Below are 19458 nucleotides of genomic sequence, written 5' to 3' on the forward strand. Positions count from 1 at the left end.
GTCTTCGAATGGACGAGTCCTTCGCCGCCGGGACCGGTGCGTTTGCCGGCCGGCTGTCACCGCTGTCCGGGCCCGAGCGGCACCGCCTGGCCCTCGACCTGGTGTGTACGGCGGCCGCCGCGGTGCTCGCGCAGATCATGCCGGACGAGGCCCCGGCCGTCGAGCCGGGCCGTCCGTTCCGGGACCTGGGGCTGGACTCGATGGGCCTGGTCGCCCTGCAGTCCCGGCTGAGCGCGGCCACCGGCCTGCCGCTGCCGCCCACCGTCGGCTTCGACTTCCCCACCCCGGAGCTGCTGGCCGGCCATCTGGTCGCGCTGGCCACCGGGGCCGGCGAGGACGACGCCGAGTGGGCGGCCGGTCCGGCCGCGGCGGACGAGCCGATCGTCATCGTCGGGGTGGGCTGCCGCTACCCGGGCGGGGTGCACTCCCCCGAGCAGCTCGGCGACCTGGTCGCCGACGGGCGGCACGTGCTCGGCGACTTCCCCGCCGACCGCGGCTGGGACCTGGACCGGCTCTACCACCCGGACCCGGACCGGCCCGGCTCGATGTACGTGCGGCACGGCGGCTTCCTGCCGGACGCCGCCGACTTCGACGCCGGGTTCTTCGGGATCAGCCCGCGCGAGGCCCAGGCCATGGATCCGCAGCAGCGGCTGGTGCTGGAGACCGTGTGGGAGGCGATCGAGCGGGCCGGGATCGAGGCGGACACGCTGCGCGGCAGCCGCAGCGGCGTGTTCATCGGCGCCGAGGCGCAGGAGTACGGCATGCGCCTGCACGAGGCACCGGACGGCCTGGACGGCTACCTGATGACCGGCAACGCGCCGAGCGTGATCTCCGGCCGGGTGGCCTACACGATGGGCCTGCGCGGACCGGCGCTGACCATCGACACCGCGTGCTCCAGCTCGCTGGTCGCGCTGCACCTGGCGGTCCAGTCGCTGCGCCGCGGGGAGAGCGACCTGGCGATCGCCGGTGGCGCCGCGGTGATGGCCGGGCCCGGCACGTTCACCTCGTTCAGCCGGCAGCGCGGCCTGGCCCCGGACGGCCGGTGCAAGCCGTTCGCCGCGGCCGCCGACGGCACCGGGTTCGCCGAGGGCGTCGGCGTGCTGGTGCTGGAGCGGCTCTCCGACGCCCGCCGGCTCGGGCACCCGGTGCTCGCCGTGGTCCGCGGCAGCGCGGTCAACCAGGACGGCGCCAGCAACGGCCTGACCGCGCCGAACGGCCCGGCCCAGCGCCAGGTGATCCGGCAGGCGCTGACCGACGCCGGGCTGGCCGCCGGGGACGTCGACGTGGTCGAGGCGCACGGCACCGGCACCACGCTCGGCGACCCGATCGAGGCGCAGGCGGTGATCGCCACCTACGGCCCCGGGCACTCGCCGGAGCAGCCGCTGCTGCTCGGCTCGATCAAGTCGAACCTCGGGCACACGCAGGCCGCCGCGGGGGCGGCCGGCATCATCAAGCTGATCGAGGCGATGCGCCGCGAGGTGCTGCCGCCCACCCTGCACGTGGACCAGCCGACCCCGCACGTGGACTGGTCGGCCGGCACCGTCCGGCTGGCCGTCGACGCGGTGCCGTGGCCGGCCGGCGACCGCCCGCGCCGCGCGGCCGTCTCGTCGTTCGGGGTCAGCGGCACCAACGCGCACGTGATCATCGAGGAGCCGCCGGCCGCGCCGGCCGCCGAGGTGGTCACCCCGGGCTTCCGGCCGGCCGGCACCCCGGTCCCGCTGGTGGTCACGGCCCGCGACGAGACCGCGCTGCGGGCCCAGGCCGAGCGCCTGCTGACCGCCCTGGACGAGCCGGTCGCCCTGGACGACCTCGGCTTCTCGCTCGGCACGACCAGGACCAAGCTGGACGTACGGGCGGTCGTGCTGGCCACCGATCCGGACGCCGCCCGGCAGGGTCTGCGGGCCGTGGCCGACGGCACCGAGCTGCCCTCCGTGCTGCGCGGCACGCTGCCCGCCGGCCGCCTCGCGGTGCTCTTCACCGGGCAGGGCAGCCAGCGCCTGGACATGGGCCGGGAACTGGCCGAGACCTACCCGGTCTTCCGGGACGCGCTGGCCGACGCGATCGCCGCCCTCGACGTGCATCTGGACGTCTCGCTGTGGGACGTGCTGTTCGCCGCGGCCGGATCCGAGGCGGCCGCGCTGCTGGACCGCACCGAGTACACCCAGGCCGCCCTGTTCGCGGTGGAGACCGCGCTCTACCGCCTGGTCACCGCGTGGGGCGTGCGGCCGGACTACCTGGCCGGCCACTCGGTCGGCGAGCTGGTCGCCGCGCACGTGGCCGGGGTGCTCGACCTGGACGACGCGGCCATGCTGGTCGCCGCGCGCGGCCGGCTGATGGGCGCGCTGCCGGCCGGCGGCGTGATGGTCGCCGTGGCCGCCCCGGAAGCGACCGTCCGCCCGCTGCTCACCGACGGCGTGGACATCGCCGCGGTGAACGGGCCCGGCTCGGTCGTGCTGTCCGGCACCGAAGAAGCGGTCCTCGCGCTCGCCGGGAGGATGAACGTGCGGACCACCCGGCTGAACACCTCGCACGCGTTCCACTCGCACCTGATGGAGCCGATGCTCGCCGAGTTCGCCGAGATCGCCGAGGTGCTCGACTACCGGGCGCCGCAGCTCGCGGTGATCTCCAACGTGACCGGGCAGCCGGCCACCGCCGAGCAGCTGTGCGACCCGGCGTACTGGGTCGGGCACGTGCGGGCCTGCGTGCGGTTCGCCGACGGGATCGCCACCCTGGCCGAGGCGGGCGTCACCACGTTCCTGGAGCTGGGCCCGGATGCGGTGCTCAGCGGCATGGGCGCGCGCTGCGTGGACGGCGAGGCCCGGTTCGTGCCGGCGCTGCGCCGCGGCCGCCCGGAGGCCGCCGAGCTGGTCGCCGCGATCGGCGCGGTGCACGCGCACGGCACGCCGGTGGACTGGGCGGCGTTCTTCGCCGGGCGCGGCGCCCGGCGAATCACCCTGCCCACCTACGCCTTCCAGCGCCGCTCGTACTGGCTGCACGCCCCGGCGGCCACCGACACCGCGGAGCTCGGCCAGGCCGACGCGAACCACCCGCTGCTCGGCGCGGTCGTGCACCTGGCCGGCGGCGGCGTGGTGCTGACCGGCCGGCTCAGCACCCGCACCCAGCCGTGGCTGGCCGACCACGTGGTCGGCGGCGCCGTCCTGGTGCCCGGAACCGCCCTGGTCGAGCTGGCCGTGCGGGCCGGCGACGAGGTCGGCTGCGCCCGGCTGGAGGAGCTCACCCTGCAGCGGCCGCTGGTCCTGCCGGCCGCCGGCGCGGCGATCGACGTGCAGGTCGTGGTGGGCGAGGAGGACACCGGCGGGGCTCGTACCGTGGAGATCCACGCCCGGCCCGCCGCGACCGGGACCGAGACCTGGATCCTGCACGCGGCCGGCACGCTGGCGCCGGCCGGCGCCGCGCCGGAGACGGCGGGCGACGCCTGGCCGCCGGCCGGCGCCGACCCGATCCCGGTCGGCGACCTGTACGCCGAGCTGACCGCCGCCGGCTACGGCTACGGCCCGGCCTTCCAGGGCCTGCGCGCCGCGTGGCGGCGGGACCGCACGGTCTTCGCCGAGGTCGCGCTCCCCGAGGCGGTCGCCGGCGCGGACGCGTTCGGGCTGCACCCGGCACTGCTCGACGCGGTGCTGCACGCCACCGACTTCGCCACCGGCGCCACCCTGGACGGCGCCACCCGGCTGCCGTTCGCCTGGACCGACGTCACCCTGCACCGGTCCGGCGCGGCCGCGGTGCGCGCCACGATCACCGCCACCGGGGACGACGCGGTCGCCATCGAGCTGGCCGACCCGGCCGGCCGGCCGGTCGCCGGCATCGGCTCGTTCGTCGCCCGGGCGGTCGGCGCGGACCGGCTCGGCCCGGCCACCGCCGGCGCCCTCTACCGGGTGGACCGGCAGCCGGTGGCGGTGCCCGCGGACACCCCGGCCGGCCGCACCTACCGGGGCTTCGACACGCTGCGGGCGGCGCTTTCGGCCGGCGACCGGTTCCCCGGCTGGGTGGCCGTCACGGCCCCGCCGGCCACCGGCGACGTCCTCGCCGACCTGCACGAACAGACCGGCGCGCTGCTCGGCCTGCTGACCGCCTGGCTGACCGGCGACGCGGTGGCCGACACCCGGCTGGTGGTGGTGACCGACGGCACCGCGGACTTGGTGGAGGGCGCGCTGACCGGCCTGGTGCGCACCGCGCAGGCGGAGAACCCGGGCCGGTTCCAGCTCGTCGCCCTGCCCGGCGGGGACCCGGCGCTGCTGGCGGCCGCGGTCGCCACCGGCGAGCCGGAGGTGGCCGTGCGCGACGGCCGGGTGCTGGCCGCCCGGCTGGCCGCCGTCGAGCCGGCCGAGCCGGCCACCGACCCGTGGGGCGGCGGCACCGTGCTGATCACCGGCGGCACCGGCGGGCTGGGCGCGCTGGTCGCCGAGCACCTGGCCCGGGCGCACGGCGTACCGGACCTGGTGTTGACCTCCCGTCGCGGAGCGGCCGCGCCGGGCGCGGAAGCCCTGCGCGACCGCCTCGCCGGCCTCGGCGTCAGCGTGCGGATCGTCGCCTGTGACGTCGCGGACCGGACCGCCGTCGCGCGGCTGATCGGCGAGATCGGCGACCGGCTGACCGGTGTCGTGCACACCGCCGGGGTGGTCGCCGACGGGCTGCTCGGCTCGCTGACCCGGGAGTCGCTGGACACCGTGCTGGCCGCCAAGACGGATGGCGCGTGGCATCTGCACGAGCTGACCGCCGGGCTGCCGCTGAGCGCGTTCGTGCTGTTCTCCTCGGCGGCCGGCACCCTGGACGGGGCCGGGCAGGGCAACTACGCGGCGGCGAACGCCGCGCTGGACGCGCTGGCCGGGCTGCGGCACGCCGCCGGGCTGCCGGCCACCGCGCTGGCCTGGGGGCTGTGGACCGGCGACGCCGGGATGGGCAGCCAGCTCACCGCGGCCGACCTGCAGCGCGTCGAGCGTTCCGGGCTGGCCCCGCTGTCCCCCGAGGAGAACCTGGCGCTGCTCGACCTCGCGGTGGCCGGCCGGGTCACCGCCGCGCTGCCGCTGCGGCTGGACCACGCCGCGCTGCGCGAGCGCGGCGACGAGCTGCCGGCGATGCTGCGGGGACTGATCCGTACGCCGGTCCGTCGCGCCACGGCGACCGGCGCGAACGCCGCCCCGCAGCAGGGCGAGCTGGCCCGCCGGCTGGCCCAGCTGCCCCCGGCGGACCGGCCGGCCGCCCTGCTCGACCTGGTCCGCACGCACGTCGCCGCGGTGCTCGGCTTCGACGACCCGGCCGCGGTCGACCCGCGGCGGGCGTTCCAGCAGATCGGTTTCGACTCGCTCGCCTCGGTGGAGCTGCGCAACCGGCTCTCCGCGGCCACCGGGCTGCGGCTGCCGGCCACGCTGACCTTCGACTACCCGTCCGCCCGGGCGCTCGCCGAGCACCTGCGCGAGCGGGTCCTGCCGTCCGCCGAGCCGGCCGCGGTGGCGGCCGCCGCCTCGTCCGCCGGGAGCACCGTCGCGGACGCCGGCGAGCCGATCGCGATCGTGGGCATGGCCTGCCGGTTCCCGGGCGGGGTGGAAACTCCGGAGGACCTGTGGCGGCTGGTCGCCGACGGGGCCGACGGGATCACCCGGTTCCCGGAGAACCGCGGCTGGGACACCGAGGGGATCTTCGACCCGGAGCCCGGGAAGCCCGGCAAGACGTACAGCAACGAGGGCGGCTTCCTGCACGACGCGGCCGAGTTCGACCCGGCCCTCTTCGGCATCTCGCCGCGCGAGGCACAGGCCATGGACCCGCAGCAGCGACTGCTGCTGGAGGTCGCCTGGGAGGCGGTGGAACGCGCCGGGATCGACCCGCAGGCGTTGCGCGGCAGCCGGACCGGGGTGTTCGCCGGGGTGATGTACCACGACTGGGCGACCCGGCTCGGCGAGGTGCCCGAGGAACTGGCCGGCTACCTGGGCAACGGCAGCCTGGCCAGCGTGGTCTCCGGCCGGGTGGCGTACGTGCTGGGCCTGGAGGGACCGGCCGTCACGGTCGACACCGCCTGCTCGTCGTCGCTGGTCGCGCTGCACTGGGCGATCCAGGCGGTCCGGCAGGGCGACTGCTCGCTCGCGCTGGCCGGCGGGGTGACCGTGATGGCCACCCCGGACACCTTCACCGACTTCAGCCGACAGCGCGGGCTGGCCGCCGACGGCCGGTGCAAGTCGTTCGCCGACGCGGCCGACGGCACCGGCTGGGGTGAGGGCGCCGGCATGCTGCTGGTCGAGCGGCTCTCCGACGCGGTCGCCGCGGGACACCCGGTGCTCGCGGTGATCCGCGGCTCGGCGGTCAACCAGGACGGCGCCAGCAACGGGCTGACCGCGCCGAACGGGCCGTCCCAGCAGCGGGTGATCCGGGCCGCGCTGGCCGGCGCCCGGCTGGACCCGGCCGACGTCGACGTGGTCGAGGCGCACGGCACCGGCACCACGCTCGGCGACCCGATCGAGGCGCAGGCGCTGCTCGCGACCTACGGCCAGGACCGGCCGGCGGACCGGCCGCTGCTGCTCGGCTCGATCAAATCGAACATCGGGCACACCCAGGCCGCGGCCGGCGTCGCCGGGATCATCAAGATGGTCCAGGCCATCCGGCACGGCGTGGTCCCGAAGACACTGCACGTCGACGAGCCGTCCACCAAGGTGGACTGGGCCGACGGGGACGTCCGGCTGCTCACCGAGGCGGTCGGCTGGCCGGCCGTCGAGCGGCCGCGCCGGGCCGGGGTGTCGTCGTTCGGGATCAGCGGGACCAACGCGCACGTGATCATCGAGCAGGCGCCCGCGGTGGACGTGCCCGCGCCGGCGCCGCTCGACGGGCCGGTGCCGTGGCTGCTCTCCGGGCACACCCCGGCGGCGGTGCGCGGGCAGGCCGACCGGCTGCTGGCGCACCTGGCGGCGCACGGCGAGGTGGACCTGGCCGCCGCCGCCCGGACCCTGGCGACCGGCCGCGCCGCGCTGGAGCACCGGGCCGCGGTGGTGGCGTCGACCGAGGTGGAGTTCGCCGACGGGCTGGCGGCGATCACCACCGGTGAGGTGGCGCCCGGGAAGCTGGCGATCCTGTTCACCGGGCAGGGATCGCAGCGCCTCGGGATGGGCCAGGACCTGTACGAGCGCTACCCGGTCTTCGCCGCGGCCTTCGACGCCGCGGGCGCGGCGGTGAAGGACGTCGTCTGGGGTTCCGACGCGGAACTGCTGGCGCAGACCGCCAACACGCAGCCGGCGATCTTCGCTTTCGAGGTGGCTCTCTACCGGCTCCTCGAATCGTGGGGCGTGCGTCCGGACTACCTCGCGGGGCACTCGATCGGTGAGATCGCCGCAGCTCACGTGGCCGGTGTGCTCTCCCTCCAGGATGCCGCCCGCCTGGTCACGACCCGCGGCCGGTTGATGCAGGCGCTGCCGGCCGGCGGCGTGATGGTCGCGGTGGCCGCGCCGGAAAGCGCGATCGAGCTGATCCCCGGTGTGGACATCGCGGCGGTCAACGGCCCGCGATCCGTCGTCCTGTCCGGGCTGCCCGACGCGGTGGAGGCCGTGGTCGCGAAGCTCGGCGTGAAGGCGACGAAACTGAACACCTCGCACGCTTTCCACTCCCCTCTCATGGAGCCGATGCTCGACGAGTTCGAGGCGTTCACCCGGACTCTCGACTACTCGGAACCGACGATCCCGGTGGTGGTCGTCGGTGACGTGACCGACCCCGGCTACTGGGCGGACCACGTCCGCGACGCCGTCCGCTTCGCCGACGTCGTCGAGGACCTGGTCGAGCGGGGCGTGACCACGTTCCTGGAGGTCGGCCCGGACTCCACGCTCACCGGGCTGGGCCGCCAGATCACCGACGACGCGACCTTCCTCGGCCTGCAGCACCGCACCCGCCCGGCCCAGCTGCTCACCGGCCTGGCCGCCGCCTGGATCCGCGGCGCCGAGGTCGACTGGGCCGCCGTGCTCGGCGACGGACCCCGCGCCGACCTGCCGACCTACGCGTTCCAGCGGGAGACCTTCTGGCTGGACGCGGCCGCACCGGCCGGCGGCGACGTGCGCCAGGCCGGCCTGGGCGCCACCGACCATCCGATGCTCAGCGCGGTCGTGGTGGCCGCCGACGGGGGCGGCGTCACGCTCACCGGCCGGCTGGCGCTCGGCGCCCAGCGGTGGACCGGCGACCACGTGGTGCTCGGGTCGGTGCTGCTGCCCGGCACCGGCTTCGTCGAACTCGCCCTGCGCGCCGCCGACGAGGTCGGTTGCGGCCTGCTGGAAGAACTCACCCTGGAGGCGCCGCTGATCCTGCCCGCCCGCGGCGGGGTCGCGGTGCAGGTGACCGCCGGGGCGCCGGACACCGCCGGACGGCGGCCGTTCGCCGCCTGGACCCGGCCGGAGGACACCCCGGACGCCCCGTGGACCCGGCACGCCGTCGGCTTCCTCGCGCCCGGCACGCCGACCTCGGCCGACTCGCTGACCGAGTGGCCGCCGCCCGGCGCGACCGCGCTGCCGGTCGACGGCGCCTACCAGCGGCTGGCCGGACGGGGTTACGGCTACGGGCCGACCTTCCAGGGCCTGCGGGCCGCCTGGCGCCGCGGCGAGGAACTGTTCGCTGAGGTGGCGCTGCCGCCCGAGGCGCACGCCGACGCGGCCCGGTTCGGGCTGCACCCGGCGCTGCTGGACACCGCGATGCACGCCGACCTGCTGCAGGAGGACGCCGACGACACCGGCGACACGCTGCTGCCGTTCGCCTGGACCGGGGTCACCCTGCACGCCGCCGGGGCCACCGCGCTGCGCGTCCGGGTCCGCCGGATCCGCGGCGCCGAGGTCTCCTCGATGCTGGTCGCCGACGGCACCGGCGCGCCGGTGATGAGCGTGGAACGGCTGGTGTCCCGGCCGGTCAGCGCCGACCGGCTGGCCGCCCCGGCGCCCGGCGCGGACGGCCTGTTCGCGGTCGAGTGGCGGCCGGCCCCGGACGTCTCCGGGACCGCGGTCCCGGAGACCGTGGTGCTCCGCTCGCCGGACGGCCCCGACCTGCCCGCCCGCACCCGGGCCGCGGTCACCGAGGCCCTGGGCGTGCTCCAGGACCGGCTGGCCGGCGACCGGACCGCGCCCCTGGTGGTGGTGACCCGGTCCGCGGTGTCGGCCGGCGACGAGGACCCGGACGTGGTCAGCGCCCCGGTCTGGGGCCTGGTCCGGGCCGCGCAGGCGGAGAACCCGGGCCGGTTCGTGCTGCTCGACACCGACCGCGACGTGCCGGACGAGCTGCTCGCCCGGGCGCTCGCCACCGGCGAGCCGGAACTCGCCGTCCGGGACGGAGACCTGCTGGTTCCCCGGCTGGCCCCGGCCCCGGCCGCCGAGCCGGTCACCTGGACCGCCGACGACACCGTGCTGATCACCGGCGGCACCGGCGGGATCGGCGCGCTGCTCGCCGAGCACCTGGTCCGCCAGGGCGCCGGCCGGCTGGTGCTGACCAGCCGGCGCGGTCCGGACGCGCCGGGCGCGGCCGAGCTGGCCGGCCGCCTCACCGCGCTCGGGGCCACCGTGCACGTGGTCGCCTGCGACGCGACCGACCGGGCCGCGCTGGCCGCCTGCCTGGAGACCTACGGCGACACGCTGACCGCGGTGGTGCACGCCGCCGGGATCTCCGACAACGCGCTCACCGCCGACCTCACCGCGAACCGGGTGCACGCCGTGCTGGCACCGAAGGTGGACGCCGGCTGGCACCTGCACGAGCTGACCGCGCGGCTGCCGCTCAAGGCGTTCGTGCTGTTCTCCTCGGCCGGCGGCCTGGTGCTCGCCGCCGGGCAGGGCAACTACGCGGCGGCCAACGTCTTCCTGGACGCGCTCGCCCAGCACCGCCGGGCCCGGCACCTGCCGGCCACCGCCGTCGCCTACGGGCTGTGGGCGGAGCAGACCGGGCTGGGCGGGGCGATCACCGCCGCCGACCTGGACCGGATGCGGCGGCTGGGCACCCCGGCGATCGGGACCGCGGACGCACTCGCGCTGTTCGACCGGGCGCTGGGCAGCGGACTGCCGCTCGCGGTGGCGCTGCCGGTCGACCGGGCCGCGCTGGCCGCCCGGGGCGCCGACCTGCCGGCCCTGCTGCGCGGCCTGGTCCGCACGCCGGCCCGCCGGGTCGCGGCGGCCGCGGGCGAGACCACCGGCAACCCGCTGGAGCAGCGACTCGCCGGGCTGGACGAGGCGGCCCGCGAGAAGGTGGTGCTCGACCTGGTGCGCGGGCACGTGGCCACGGTCCTCGGGCACGCCTCGGCGGACGCGGTGGCGGCCGACAAGGCGTTCAAGGAACTGGGCTTCGACTCGCTGGCCGCGGTGGAACTGCGCAACGCGCTGAACACCGCCACCGGCCTGCGGCTCCCGGCCACGCTGGTGTTCGACCACCCGACGTCGCGGGCGGTCGCGGAGGTCGTACGGGAAAGTCTCGGTGGGCGGAAGACCACCGCGAGCCCGCAGACCACCGCGCCGACCGCGGCCCGGACCGGCGATCCGATCGCCATCGTGGGCATGACCTGCCGCTATCCGGGCGGGGTCAGCTCACCGGAGGACCTCTGGCGGCTGGTCGCCGACGGGGTCGACGCGGTCGGCGCGTTCCCCGGCGACCGTGGCTGGGACGTCGGCAAGGTCTACGACCCGGAGCCGGGTCTGCCCGGCAAGACCTACTCCCGGGACGGTGCGTTCCTCTACGACGCGGCCGACTTCGACGCGGCCTTCTTCGGGATCTCGCCGCGCGAGGCGCAGGCCATGGACCCCCAGCAGCGGCTGCTGCTGGAGACCGCCTGGGAGACCTTCGAGCGGGCCGGCATCGACCCGGTCGCCATGCACGGCACCCAGACCGGCGTCTACGTCGGGGTGATGTACCACGACTACGGCAGCTGGCTGCGCGAGGTGCCGGACGACATGGCCGGTTACGTGGGCAACGGCAACGCGGGCAGCATCCTGTCCGGCCGGGTCGCCTACGCGCTCGGCCTGGAAGGGCCGGCCGTCAGCGTCGACACCGCCTGCTCGTCGTCGCTGGTCGCGCTGCACATGGCCACCCAGGCGCTGGCCTCCGGCGAGGTGTCGATGGCGCTGGCCGGCGGCGTGACGGTGATGTCCACGCCGGAGATCTTCATCGAGTTCAGCCAGCAGCGCGGGCTCTCCCCGGACGGGCGGTGCAAGTCGTTCGCCGGCGCGGCCGACGGCACCGGCTGGGGTGAGGGCGTCGGGCTGCTGCTCCTGGAACGGCTCTCCGACGCCGAACGCCACGGGCACGAGGTGCTCGCGGTGATCCGCGGCTCGGCGATCAACCAGGACGGCGCCAGCAACGGCCTCACCGCCCCCAACGGGCCGTCCCAGCAGCGGGTGATCCGAACCGGTCTGGAGCGGGCCGGGCTGACCACCGCGGACGTGGACGTGGTGGAGGCGCACGGCACCGGCACCCGGCTCGGCGACCCGATCGAGGCACAGGCGCTGCTCGCCACCTACGGGCAGGATCGCCCCGCGGACCGGCCGCTGCTGCTCGGCTCGATCAAGTCGAACATCGGGCACACGCAGGCCGCGGCGGGCGTCGCCGGGGTGATCAAAATGGTCCAGGCGATGCGACACGGGATGGTCCCGAAGACGCTGCACGTGGACCAGCCGTCGCCGGTCGTCGACTGGTCGGCCGGCCACGTCCGGCTGATCACCGAGGCGGTCGCGTGGCCCGCGGTCGACCGGCCGCGCCGGGCGGCGGTGTCGTCGTTCGGGCTCAGCGGCACGAACGCGCACGTCATCGTGGAACAGGCCGCGGAAAAACCGATCACACCCCAGATTTCCGGTACGCCGGAAGGACCGTTCCCGATCGCGGTCTCGGCCCGCACCGTGGCGGCCCTGGACGCTCAGACCGACCGGATGGCCTCGGCCCTCGGAGCCCCGCTCGACGTGGCGTTCTCCTCGTTCACCACCCGCGCCGCTCTGGACCACCGCCGGATCCTGCTCGGCGACAAGCGGATCACCGGAACCGTCACGCCGGGCTCGACCGCCGTCCTGTTCACCGGCCAGGGCTCGCAACGCCTCGGCATGGGCCGCGACCTCTACGAGCGGTACCCGGTCTTCGCGGCGGCCTTCGACGCGGCCGGTTCCGCGGTCAAGGACATCGTCTGGGGCTCCTCCTTCGACGAGCTCGCCAAGACGGTCAACACTCAGCCGGCGATCTTCGCCTTCGAGGTCGCCCTCTACCGGCTGCTCGAATCGTGGGGTGTTCGTCCCGACTACCTGGCCGGGCACTCGATCGGGGAGATCGCGGCGGCGCACGTGGCCGGGGTGTTGACCCTTGCGGACGCGGCTCGCCTCGTCGCGGCCCGAGGCCGGTTGATGCAGGCGCTGCCGGCCGGCGGGGTGATGGTCGCGGTGGCCGCGTCCGCCGAGTCGATCGAGTTGATCCCGGGTGTGGACATCGCCGCGGTCAACGGGCCGAACTCGGTGGTTCTGTCGGGTGTGGAATCGGCCGTTCTCTCCCTGGTCGATCGGCTGGGCGTCAAGTCCACCCGGCTGAACACCTCGCACGCGTTCCACTCGCACCTGATGGAGCCGATGCTCGCCGAGTTCGGCCAGGTCGCGCGCGGTCTCACCTACAGCGAGCCGGTCATCCCGGTGGTCACCGTCGGCGACGTCACCGACCCCGCCTACTGGGTCGATCACGTCCGCACCACGGTCCGCTTCCACGACATCGTGACCGACCTGGTCGGCCGGGGCGTGACCACGCTCCTGGAGTGCGGCCCGGACTCCACGCTGACCGGCCTGGGCCGGCAGATCACCGACGACGCCGCCTTCATCGGCCTGCAGCACCGCACCCGCGAGGACGAGCTGCTCACCGGCCTGGCCACGGCCTGGACCCGCGGCGTCGAGGTGGACTGGAAACCGCTGCTGGCCGGCGGCCGCACGGTCGACCTGCCGACCTACGCCTTCGAGCGGCAGCGTTACTGGCTCGACGGCGGCGGCGCCGACCACACCGACCCGGCCAGCATGGGCCTGACCCGGCCCGGCCACCCGCTGCTCAGCGCGGTCGTCACGGTGCCCGGCGCGGACACCACGGTGTTCACCGGGCGGCTCACCCTGGGCGCCGAGGGCTGGCTGGCCGACCACGCCGTGCACGGCAGCACGATCCTGCCCGGCACCGCGTTCGTCGAGCTGGCGCTGCACGCCGGCCTGCACACCGGGGCACCGGTGCTGGCCGAACTGGTCCAGGAGGCGCCGCTGCCGATCCCGGACCACGGCGGCCGGACGCTGCGGGTGGTGGTCGGCCCGGCCGACGACGGCGGGCAGCGCGCGGTCGGCATCCACACCCGGCCGGACGACGCCGCCGAGGACGACCCGTGGACCCGGCACGCCGCCGGCTTCCTGGCCCCCGCCTCGGCGGTTGCCGCCGCCGACCCGCTGACCGTGTGGCCACCGGCCGGCGCCGAACCGGTCGACGTCTCCGGGCTCTACGACGAGCTGGCCGCGGCGGGATACGGCTACGGGCCGGTCTTCCGCGGGCTGCGGGCCGCCTGGCGGCAGGGCGATTCGGTGTACGCCGAGGTGGCGCTCCCCGACGGCAGCCACGCCGAGGCGGCCCGGTTCGGGATCCACCCGGCCCTGCTGGACGCGACGATGCACGCGCTGAGCTACGGCGGGACCGGGGCCGGGGCGGAGCAGGGGGCGACCATGCTGCCGTTCTCCTGGGACGGGGTGACGTTGCTGGCCGGCGGGGCGGACGCGGTCCGGGTGCGGCTGTCGCCGGCCGGGCCGGGCGCGGTCCGGCTCACCGTCGCCGACACCTTCGGGGCGCCGGTGGCGACGGTCGACTCGCTGACGCTGCGGCCGGTGACGGCGGCGCAGCTCAGCTCCGGGTCGAACGGCTCGTTGTTCACCGTCGAGTGGTCGCCGGCACCGGCGGCGGGTGGGACGGGGGCACGGTTCGTCCGGGTGCTCGGGGCCGCCGACCTCGACGGGATCGACGGCGTCGACGTGATCGTCGCGGCTTCCGGGCCGGCAACCGGGCCGGCATCCGTGCCGGACCGGGCCCGCGCGGCGGCTGCCGAGGCGCTCACGCTGGTCCAGGCATTCCTCGGCAAGGCCGAGCTGAACGGGACACGGCTGATCGTGCTCACCCGGAACGCCGCGACGGTGCCCGGGCACGACACCGACCCGGCGGCGGCCGTCGTCTGGGGGCTGCTGCGGTCGGCGCAGGCGGAGCACCCCGGACGGCTGATCCTGCTGGACAGCGACGCCGAGGTCGGGGACGAGGTGCTGGCCCGGGCGGCCGGCGCGGCGGAACCCGAACTCGCCGTCCGCGACGGGCAGCTGCTCGCGCCGCGGCTCGTCCCGGCGGCGGCGGACACCCCGGTGGAGTGGACCCCGGACGACGTGGTGCTGATCACCGGCGGGACCGGGGGGCTCGGGGCGTTGCTGGCCGAGCATCTGGTGCGGGCTCACGGCGTACGGAAACTGGTTCTGACGAGTCGTCGTGGCCCGGACGCGCCGGGCGCACCCGAACTCGTCGCCCGCCTCGCGGATCTCGGCGGCCAAGCCGAAGCGGTCGCCTGCGACGTGACCGACCGGGCCGCGCTGGCCCGGCTCCTCGATGGGGTGACCGGCATCGTGCACGCGGCCGGCGTCGCCGACAACGCGCTGGTCACCGACCTGACGCCGGAGCAGCTGAACCGGGTGCTGGCGCCCAAGGTGGACGCCGGCTGGCACCTGCACGAACTGACCGCGGACCGGCCGCTGAAAGCGTTCGTGGTGCTCTCCTCGGCCGGCGGCCTGGTGCTCGCCGCCGGGCAGGGCAACTACGCGGCGGCCAACGTCTTCCTGGACGCGCTGGCCCAGCACCGCCGGCACCACGGGCTCACCGGCACCTCGCTGGCCTACGGGCTGTGGGAGGTGAGCACCGGGCTCGGCGGCGACCTCACCGACGCCGACCTGGACCGGATGCGCCGGCTCGGCACACCGGCGCTGGCCGTCGCGGACGGGCTCGCCCTCTTCGACGCCGGGCTGGCCAGCGGACGGGCGAACCTCGTCCCGATGCACGTCGACCCGGTCGCCCTGGGCAGCCGGGCGGACGACGTACCGGTACTGCTCCGCAACCTCGCCCGGCGGCCCCGCCCGGCCCTCCGCGCGGTCGCCGGCGGCCGCCCCGGTGGGGTGCCGCTCGCCGACCGGCTCGCCGGGCTGCCCGCCGAAGAACAGGAGAACCTGGTCCTCCGGCTGGTCCGCACGCACGTCGCCACGGTCCTCGGCCACGCCGGGGCGGACACGGTCGAAGTGGACCGGCCGTTCAAGGACCTGGGCTTCGACTCGCTGACCGCGATCGAACTCCGCAACGGCCTGAACAACGCGACCGGGCTGCGGCTGCCGGCCACCCTGATCTTCGACCACCCGACTCCGCGAGCAGTGATGGCCCAGCTGCTCGCGGACCTGGCGCCCTCCGCGGCGCCGGAGGTCACGGTGCTCGACGACCTGGCCCGCTTGGAGGCGGTCCTGACGGACCGGCCGCCGGCGCCGGAGGAGCAGGCCCGGATCGCGGCTCGCTTGCGGACCCTGGCCGCGCGTCTCGGGGCGGGTCCGGAGCCGGAGGAGGACGCCGGGCTTTCGGCCGTGAGCGCGGCCGAGCTGTTCGACATCCTCGACGCCGAGCTCGGGGCCGTTCCTCGCTGATCCCTTCCCCTGTGACGGGCCGCCGGCATCGCGCCGGCGGCCCGTCGCCGTCTCGCCCTCCGCTCGTTCGCCTTCCGCCTGTTCGCCTTCGCTTGTTCGCCTTCCGCTTGTTCGCCTTCGCCTGTTCGCCTTCGCTTCTGTCGACCCGGGCGATCGCTGCCGCTGGCCCTCGCTCTCCGCCGCTCCTCCCGGCCCGCCACCGATCACCGTCGCGGCGCTCTCCCGGCCCGCCGTAGCCCCTCCCGGCCGCCGCCGATCACCGTCACGGCGCTCTCCCGGCCCGCCGTTGGTTGCGGTCTGGTCGCCAGGCCAGGGGGCGGTTGGTCACCGTCTCTGCCGCCCCTCCGGCCCAGAACACGAAGCGGTAGCGGCTGTGCCGACAAACCGCAAGCCGCGCCACGGGCCCGGACCCGGACGCGCGTCGCGGTGATCGGGCTGGCCGCCACGGGTGCCTCACCGACCCTGAGACACCCACGGGGCACAGCCGACAAACCCGCCAGCCGCGCCACGGGCCCGGACCCGGACGCGCGTCGCGGTGATCGGCTGGGCGCCACGGGTGCCTCACCGACCCTGAGACACCCATGGAGCACAGCCGACAAACCCGCCAGCCGCGCCACGCGCCCGCACCCCAGCGCGCGCCGCGGTGATTCGGCTGGGCGTCACGGGTGCCTCACCCGGCCGGAGACACCCATGGAGCACAGCCGACAAACCCGCCAGCCGCACCACGCGCCCGCACCCCAGCGCGCGCCGCGGTGATTCGGCTGGGCGCCACGGGTGCCTCACTGGCCCTGAGACACCCACGGGGCACAGCCGACAAACCCGCCAGCCGCGCCACGCGCCCGCACCCCAGCGCGCGCCGCGGTGATTCGGCTGGGCGTCACGGGTGCTTCACCCGGCCGGAGACACCCATGGAGCACAGCCGACAAACCCGCAAGCCGCGCTACGGGCCTGGACCCGGGCGCGCGTCGCGGTGTGATCGGCTGGGCGTCACGGGTGTCTCAGCGGGACGGAGACACCCGTGGAGCACAGCCGGGAAAGCCGGGAGGCGCGCTGCGGGCCTGGAGCCGGGCGTGCCTCGCGGTGAGGGGCTGGGCGTCACGGGTGCCTTGTGAACGGGAGACAGCTCGGGGCGCCGGCTGGGGTGATGACGGCTGGCGGTTCGGGACGGGGCCGACAGAGAGAGCCAGCCGGATGATCCGGCTGGCTCTGAAGGGGCGGGATGGGTTCTGCGGGTGTGGACGGTCAGGGGGCCAGGTGGGTTCGGAGGAGGGTGATGATCTCCGGGGCGTGGTCGTTCAGGTAGAAGTGGCCGCCGGGGAAGGTCCGGAGGGTGAACGGGCCGGTGGTCCGGTCGGCCCAGGGGCGGGCTTCCGGCTCGCTGACCTGGTCGTCCAGGTTGCCGATCAGGGCGGTGATCGGGCAGGTCAGTGGGGGGCCCGGGTGGTAGCGGTAGGTTTCGGCGGCCTGGTAGTCGGCGCGCAGCGCGGGCAGGACGGTGCGGAGGATCTCCTCGTCGGCCAGGACGGCCGGGTCGGTGCCGCTCATCCGGGCCAGGTCGGCGATCAGCCGGTGGTCGTCGGCCAGGTGCATGCCCTCGTTGCGGACCCGGGTGGGTGCGCCGCGGCCGGAGACGAACAGGCCGGTCAGCGTGCCGGGTGGAAGACGGCGGGCTACCTCGTAGGCGAGGCTGGCGCCCAGGCTGTGGCCGAAGAAGGCGACCGGGCGGTCCAGCCACGGTTCGATCTGCGGGACGATCATCTCGGCCAGGGAGATGAGGTCGCTGACGCAGGGTTCGTGGCGGCGGTCCTGGCGGCCGGGATACTGCACGCCGAGCACCTCCACCTGCGGGGACAGCGCTCGGGAGACCGGGAAGAAGTAGGACGCCGAGCCGCCGGCGTGCGGGAAGCAGACCAGGCGGGCGGGGGCGGACGGGGCGGGGTGGAAGCACCGGATCCAGGCGCTGGTGTCCACCACCGGGGGCGAGAGGGTCATCTGGGCTCCCATCGAGACGCCGCGGCGGAAACCGCCGGGCGGAAAGGGCGGGGGGTCAGGTGGGGACGCGGTCGTAGGAGCGGCGGATGTAGGAGAGGTCGCTCAGGAGGCCGGCCGAGGTGAGGGCCCGCGGGCGGCGCCGGGTGGCGCCGGGCAGCGGCATCGAGCCGGTCGCGGCCCAGCGCAGCCGGCCGTAGTCGTCGAGGTAGCTGCGGGTCCGGCCCATGTTGTCCGGGTGCAGGCAGTACGGCACGTCCAGGACGCCGTGCCGGAACGCGGCGAGCAGCGCCCGGCCCAGGTCGGCGTCCAGGTTGAGGACCGCGTGCACCAGGGCGGCGGCTTCCGCGTACGTCTCGGTGTCGATCCCGGGGTCGAGAGGGACCCGGCGGCGGACCGCGCCGGCCCGTTCCAGAGCGGTGATGTTCTCCGCGACCGTGGGGATGCGCCGCGCCTCGGCCTCGGTCTTCACGATGAGGCGTTCCGCGCCGGTCACCGCGGCCAGTTCGGCGGCCCGGTCGAGCAGCCGGTACGCCCCGCCCGCGGTGACCGGGTACATCCCCATGTAGGCGTAGACGACCACGTGCCAGTTCCGGGTGGGCAGCAGCTCGGCGCAGAGCCGGCGCAGCGCGAGCAGCGCCTCGACGTCCTGGTCGTAGCTGGTCTGCTGGGCGTAGCTGACCGACAGGCTGCGGATCCCGTGCTGGTGGAAGAAGAGCGCTTCGAGCACGCTGATCGCGACCAGCTGGCCGGGCGGGCAGAGCTGGCCCATCATGCAGCCGCCGAAGGTCTCCAGGTGCGGTTCGACGCCCTGGTCGCGCAGGGCGGCGAAGACCTCGGTACCGCGCCGCCAGTTGGTGATCGACTCGGCCAGCGGGGTGCGCCCGTACGGCAGGCAGTAGGAGACCGGGCCGCCCTCGGTGGCGTTCAGCCGCAGCCGGGCCAGGGCGGCGAAGATGTCCGCCGGCACCGCGGAGCCGTGCCGGACCTGGATCGGGAAGTCGTCGCCGCGGACCCCGTCGAGCAACGCGCCGGTGACCGCCGGCGGATGGTTGACGATCGGGTAGCCGTTCAGCGGCACGCCGTCGGCCAGCGCCCGTCCGGCGGCGGCCAGCTCGCCGACCCGGGTGTAGCTGTCCAGCGTGATGGTGCCGACCGTGGTGGCCCGGGCGGCCCGGGTGGCGAGCAGGCCGGCCCGCATCCGGGCCGGGTCGCTGAACCCCATCCGGGGCTGGACGACCAGGCTGCCCCGGCCGCCGCGGCGGCGCACGAACTCCCCGAAGTCGATCGGCGGGGAGTCCGTGGCGCCGTCGCGGCTCCGTGTGTCTCCGGGGCTCATACCGGCACCCCGGCCCGCTCCGGCAGGGATTGCAGGAACTGTCCGAAGTCGATCGGCGCGGGGACGCCGTCCTCGAAGACCTCGGTGTATCCGGCCTGCCGCAGTTCCGCCCCGTAGGAGCCCTCGGCGACACCGAGCTTGCCGCCGATCACCACCGGGGTGTCCCGCAGTTCCGGGCAGTCGCGCAGCAGGCTGATCACGCGCCGCCCGTCCTGGTGGCCGTGCCCGTTGACCGAGCTGATCGCGATCAGGTCGGGTCGCAGCTCGCGGCACTCCTTGACCAGCAGGTCGTCGGGCACGCAGGAGCCCAGGTTGGTGACCGAGTAGCCGTGCTCCTCCAGCAGCAGCTGGAGGAAGACGAGGTTCCAGGTGTGTGAGTCGGAAGCCACGGTGGAGACGATCGCCCGGTGGTTGCCGTTGATCACAAAAAACTCCATTCAGGGAGGTCGTGGTAACTCGGGATGCGTT

General features: G+C 75.6%; 3 protein-coding genes and 1 pseudogene. 1 reads left to right on the forward strand and 3 read right to left on the reverse strand.

Annotation, left to right across the window (positions count from 1 at the left end):
* Positions 1–8: 8 nt before the first annotated feature.
* Positions 9–15662: pseudogene (locus tag BJY16_RS46060) on the forward strand (type I polyketide synthase); the annotation flags it as partial.
* Between the two features lie 1242 nt (positions 15663–16904).
* On the opposite strand, the gene BJY16_RS46065 reads toward BJY16_RS46060, so the two are convergent.
* The 3 genes from BJY16_RS46065 to BJY16_RS46075 are packed head-to-tail and all read right to left on the reverse strand — an operon-like array spanning position 16905 to position 19415.
* A complete protein-coding gene (locus BJY16_RS46065; RefSeq protein ID WP_185046138.1) occupies positions 16905–17654 on the reverse strand; it encodes a thioesterase II family protein in 750 nt (249 codons plus the stop codon).
* 55 nt (positions 17655–17709) lie between these two features.
* A complete protein-coding gene (locus tag BJY16_RS46070) occupies positions 17710–18990 on the reverse strand; it encodes a methylaspartate mutase (RefSeq protein WP_185046139.1) in 1281 nt (426 codons plus the stop codon).
* Complete coding sequence (locus BJY16_RS46075) at positions 18987–19415, reverse strand: cobalamin B12-binding domain-containing protein (RefSeq protein WP_239178060.1); 429 nt, start codon at positions 19413–19415, stop codon at positions 18987–18989. Before BJY16_RS46075 ends, BJY16_RS46070 begins: the two co-directional genes overlap by 4 nt.
* Positions 19416–19458: the final 43 nt, after the last annotated feature.

Origin of the sequence: Actinoplanes octamycinicus (assembly GCF_014205225.1) — a bacterium.
GTDB classification, from domain to species: Bacteria; Actinomycetota; Actinomycetes; order Mycobacteriales; family Micromonosporaceae; genus Actinoplanes; species Actinoplanes octamycinicus.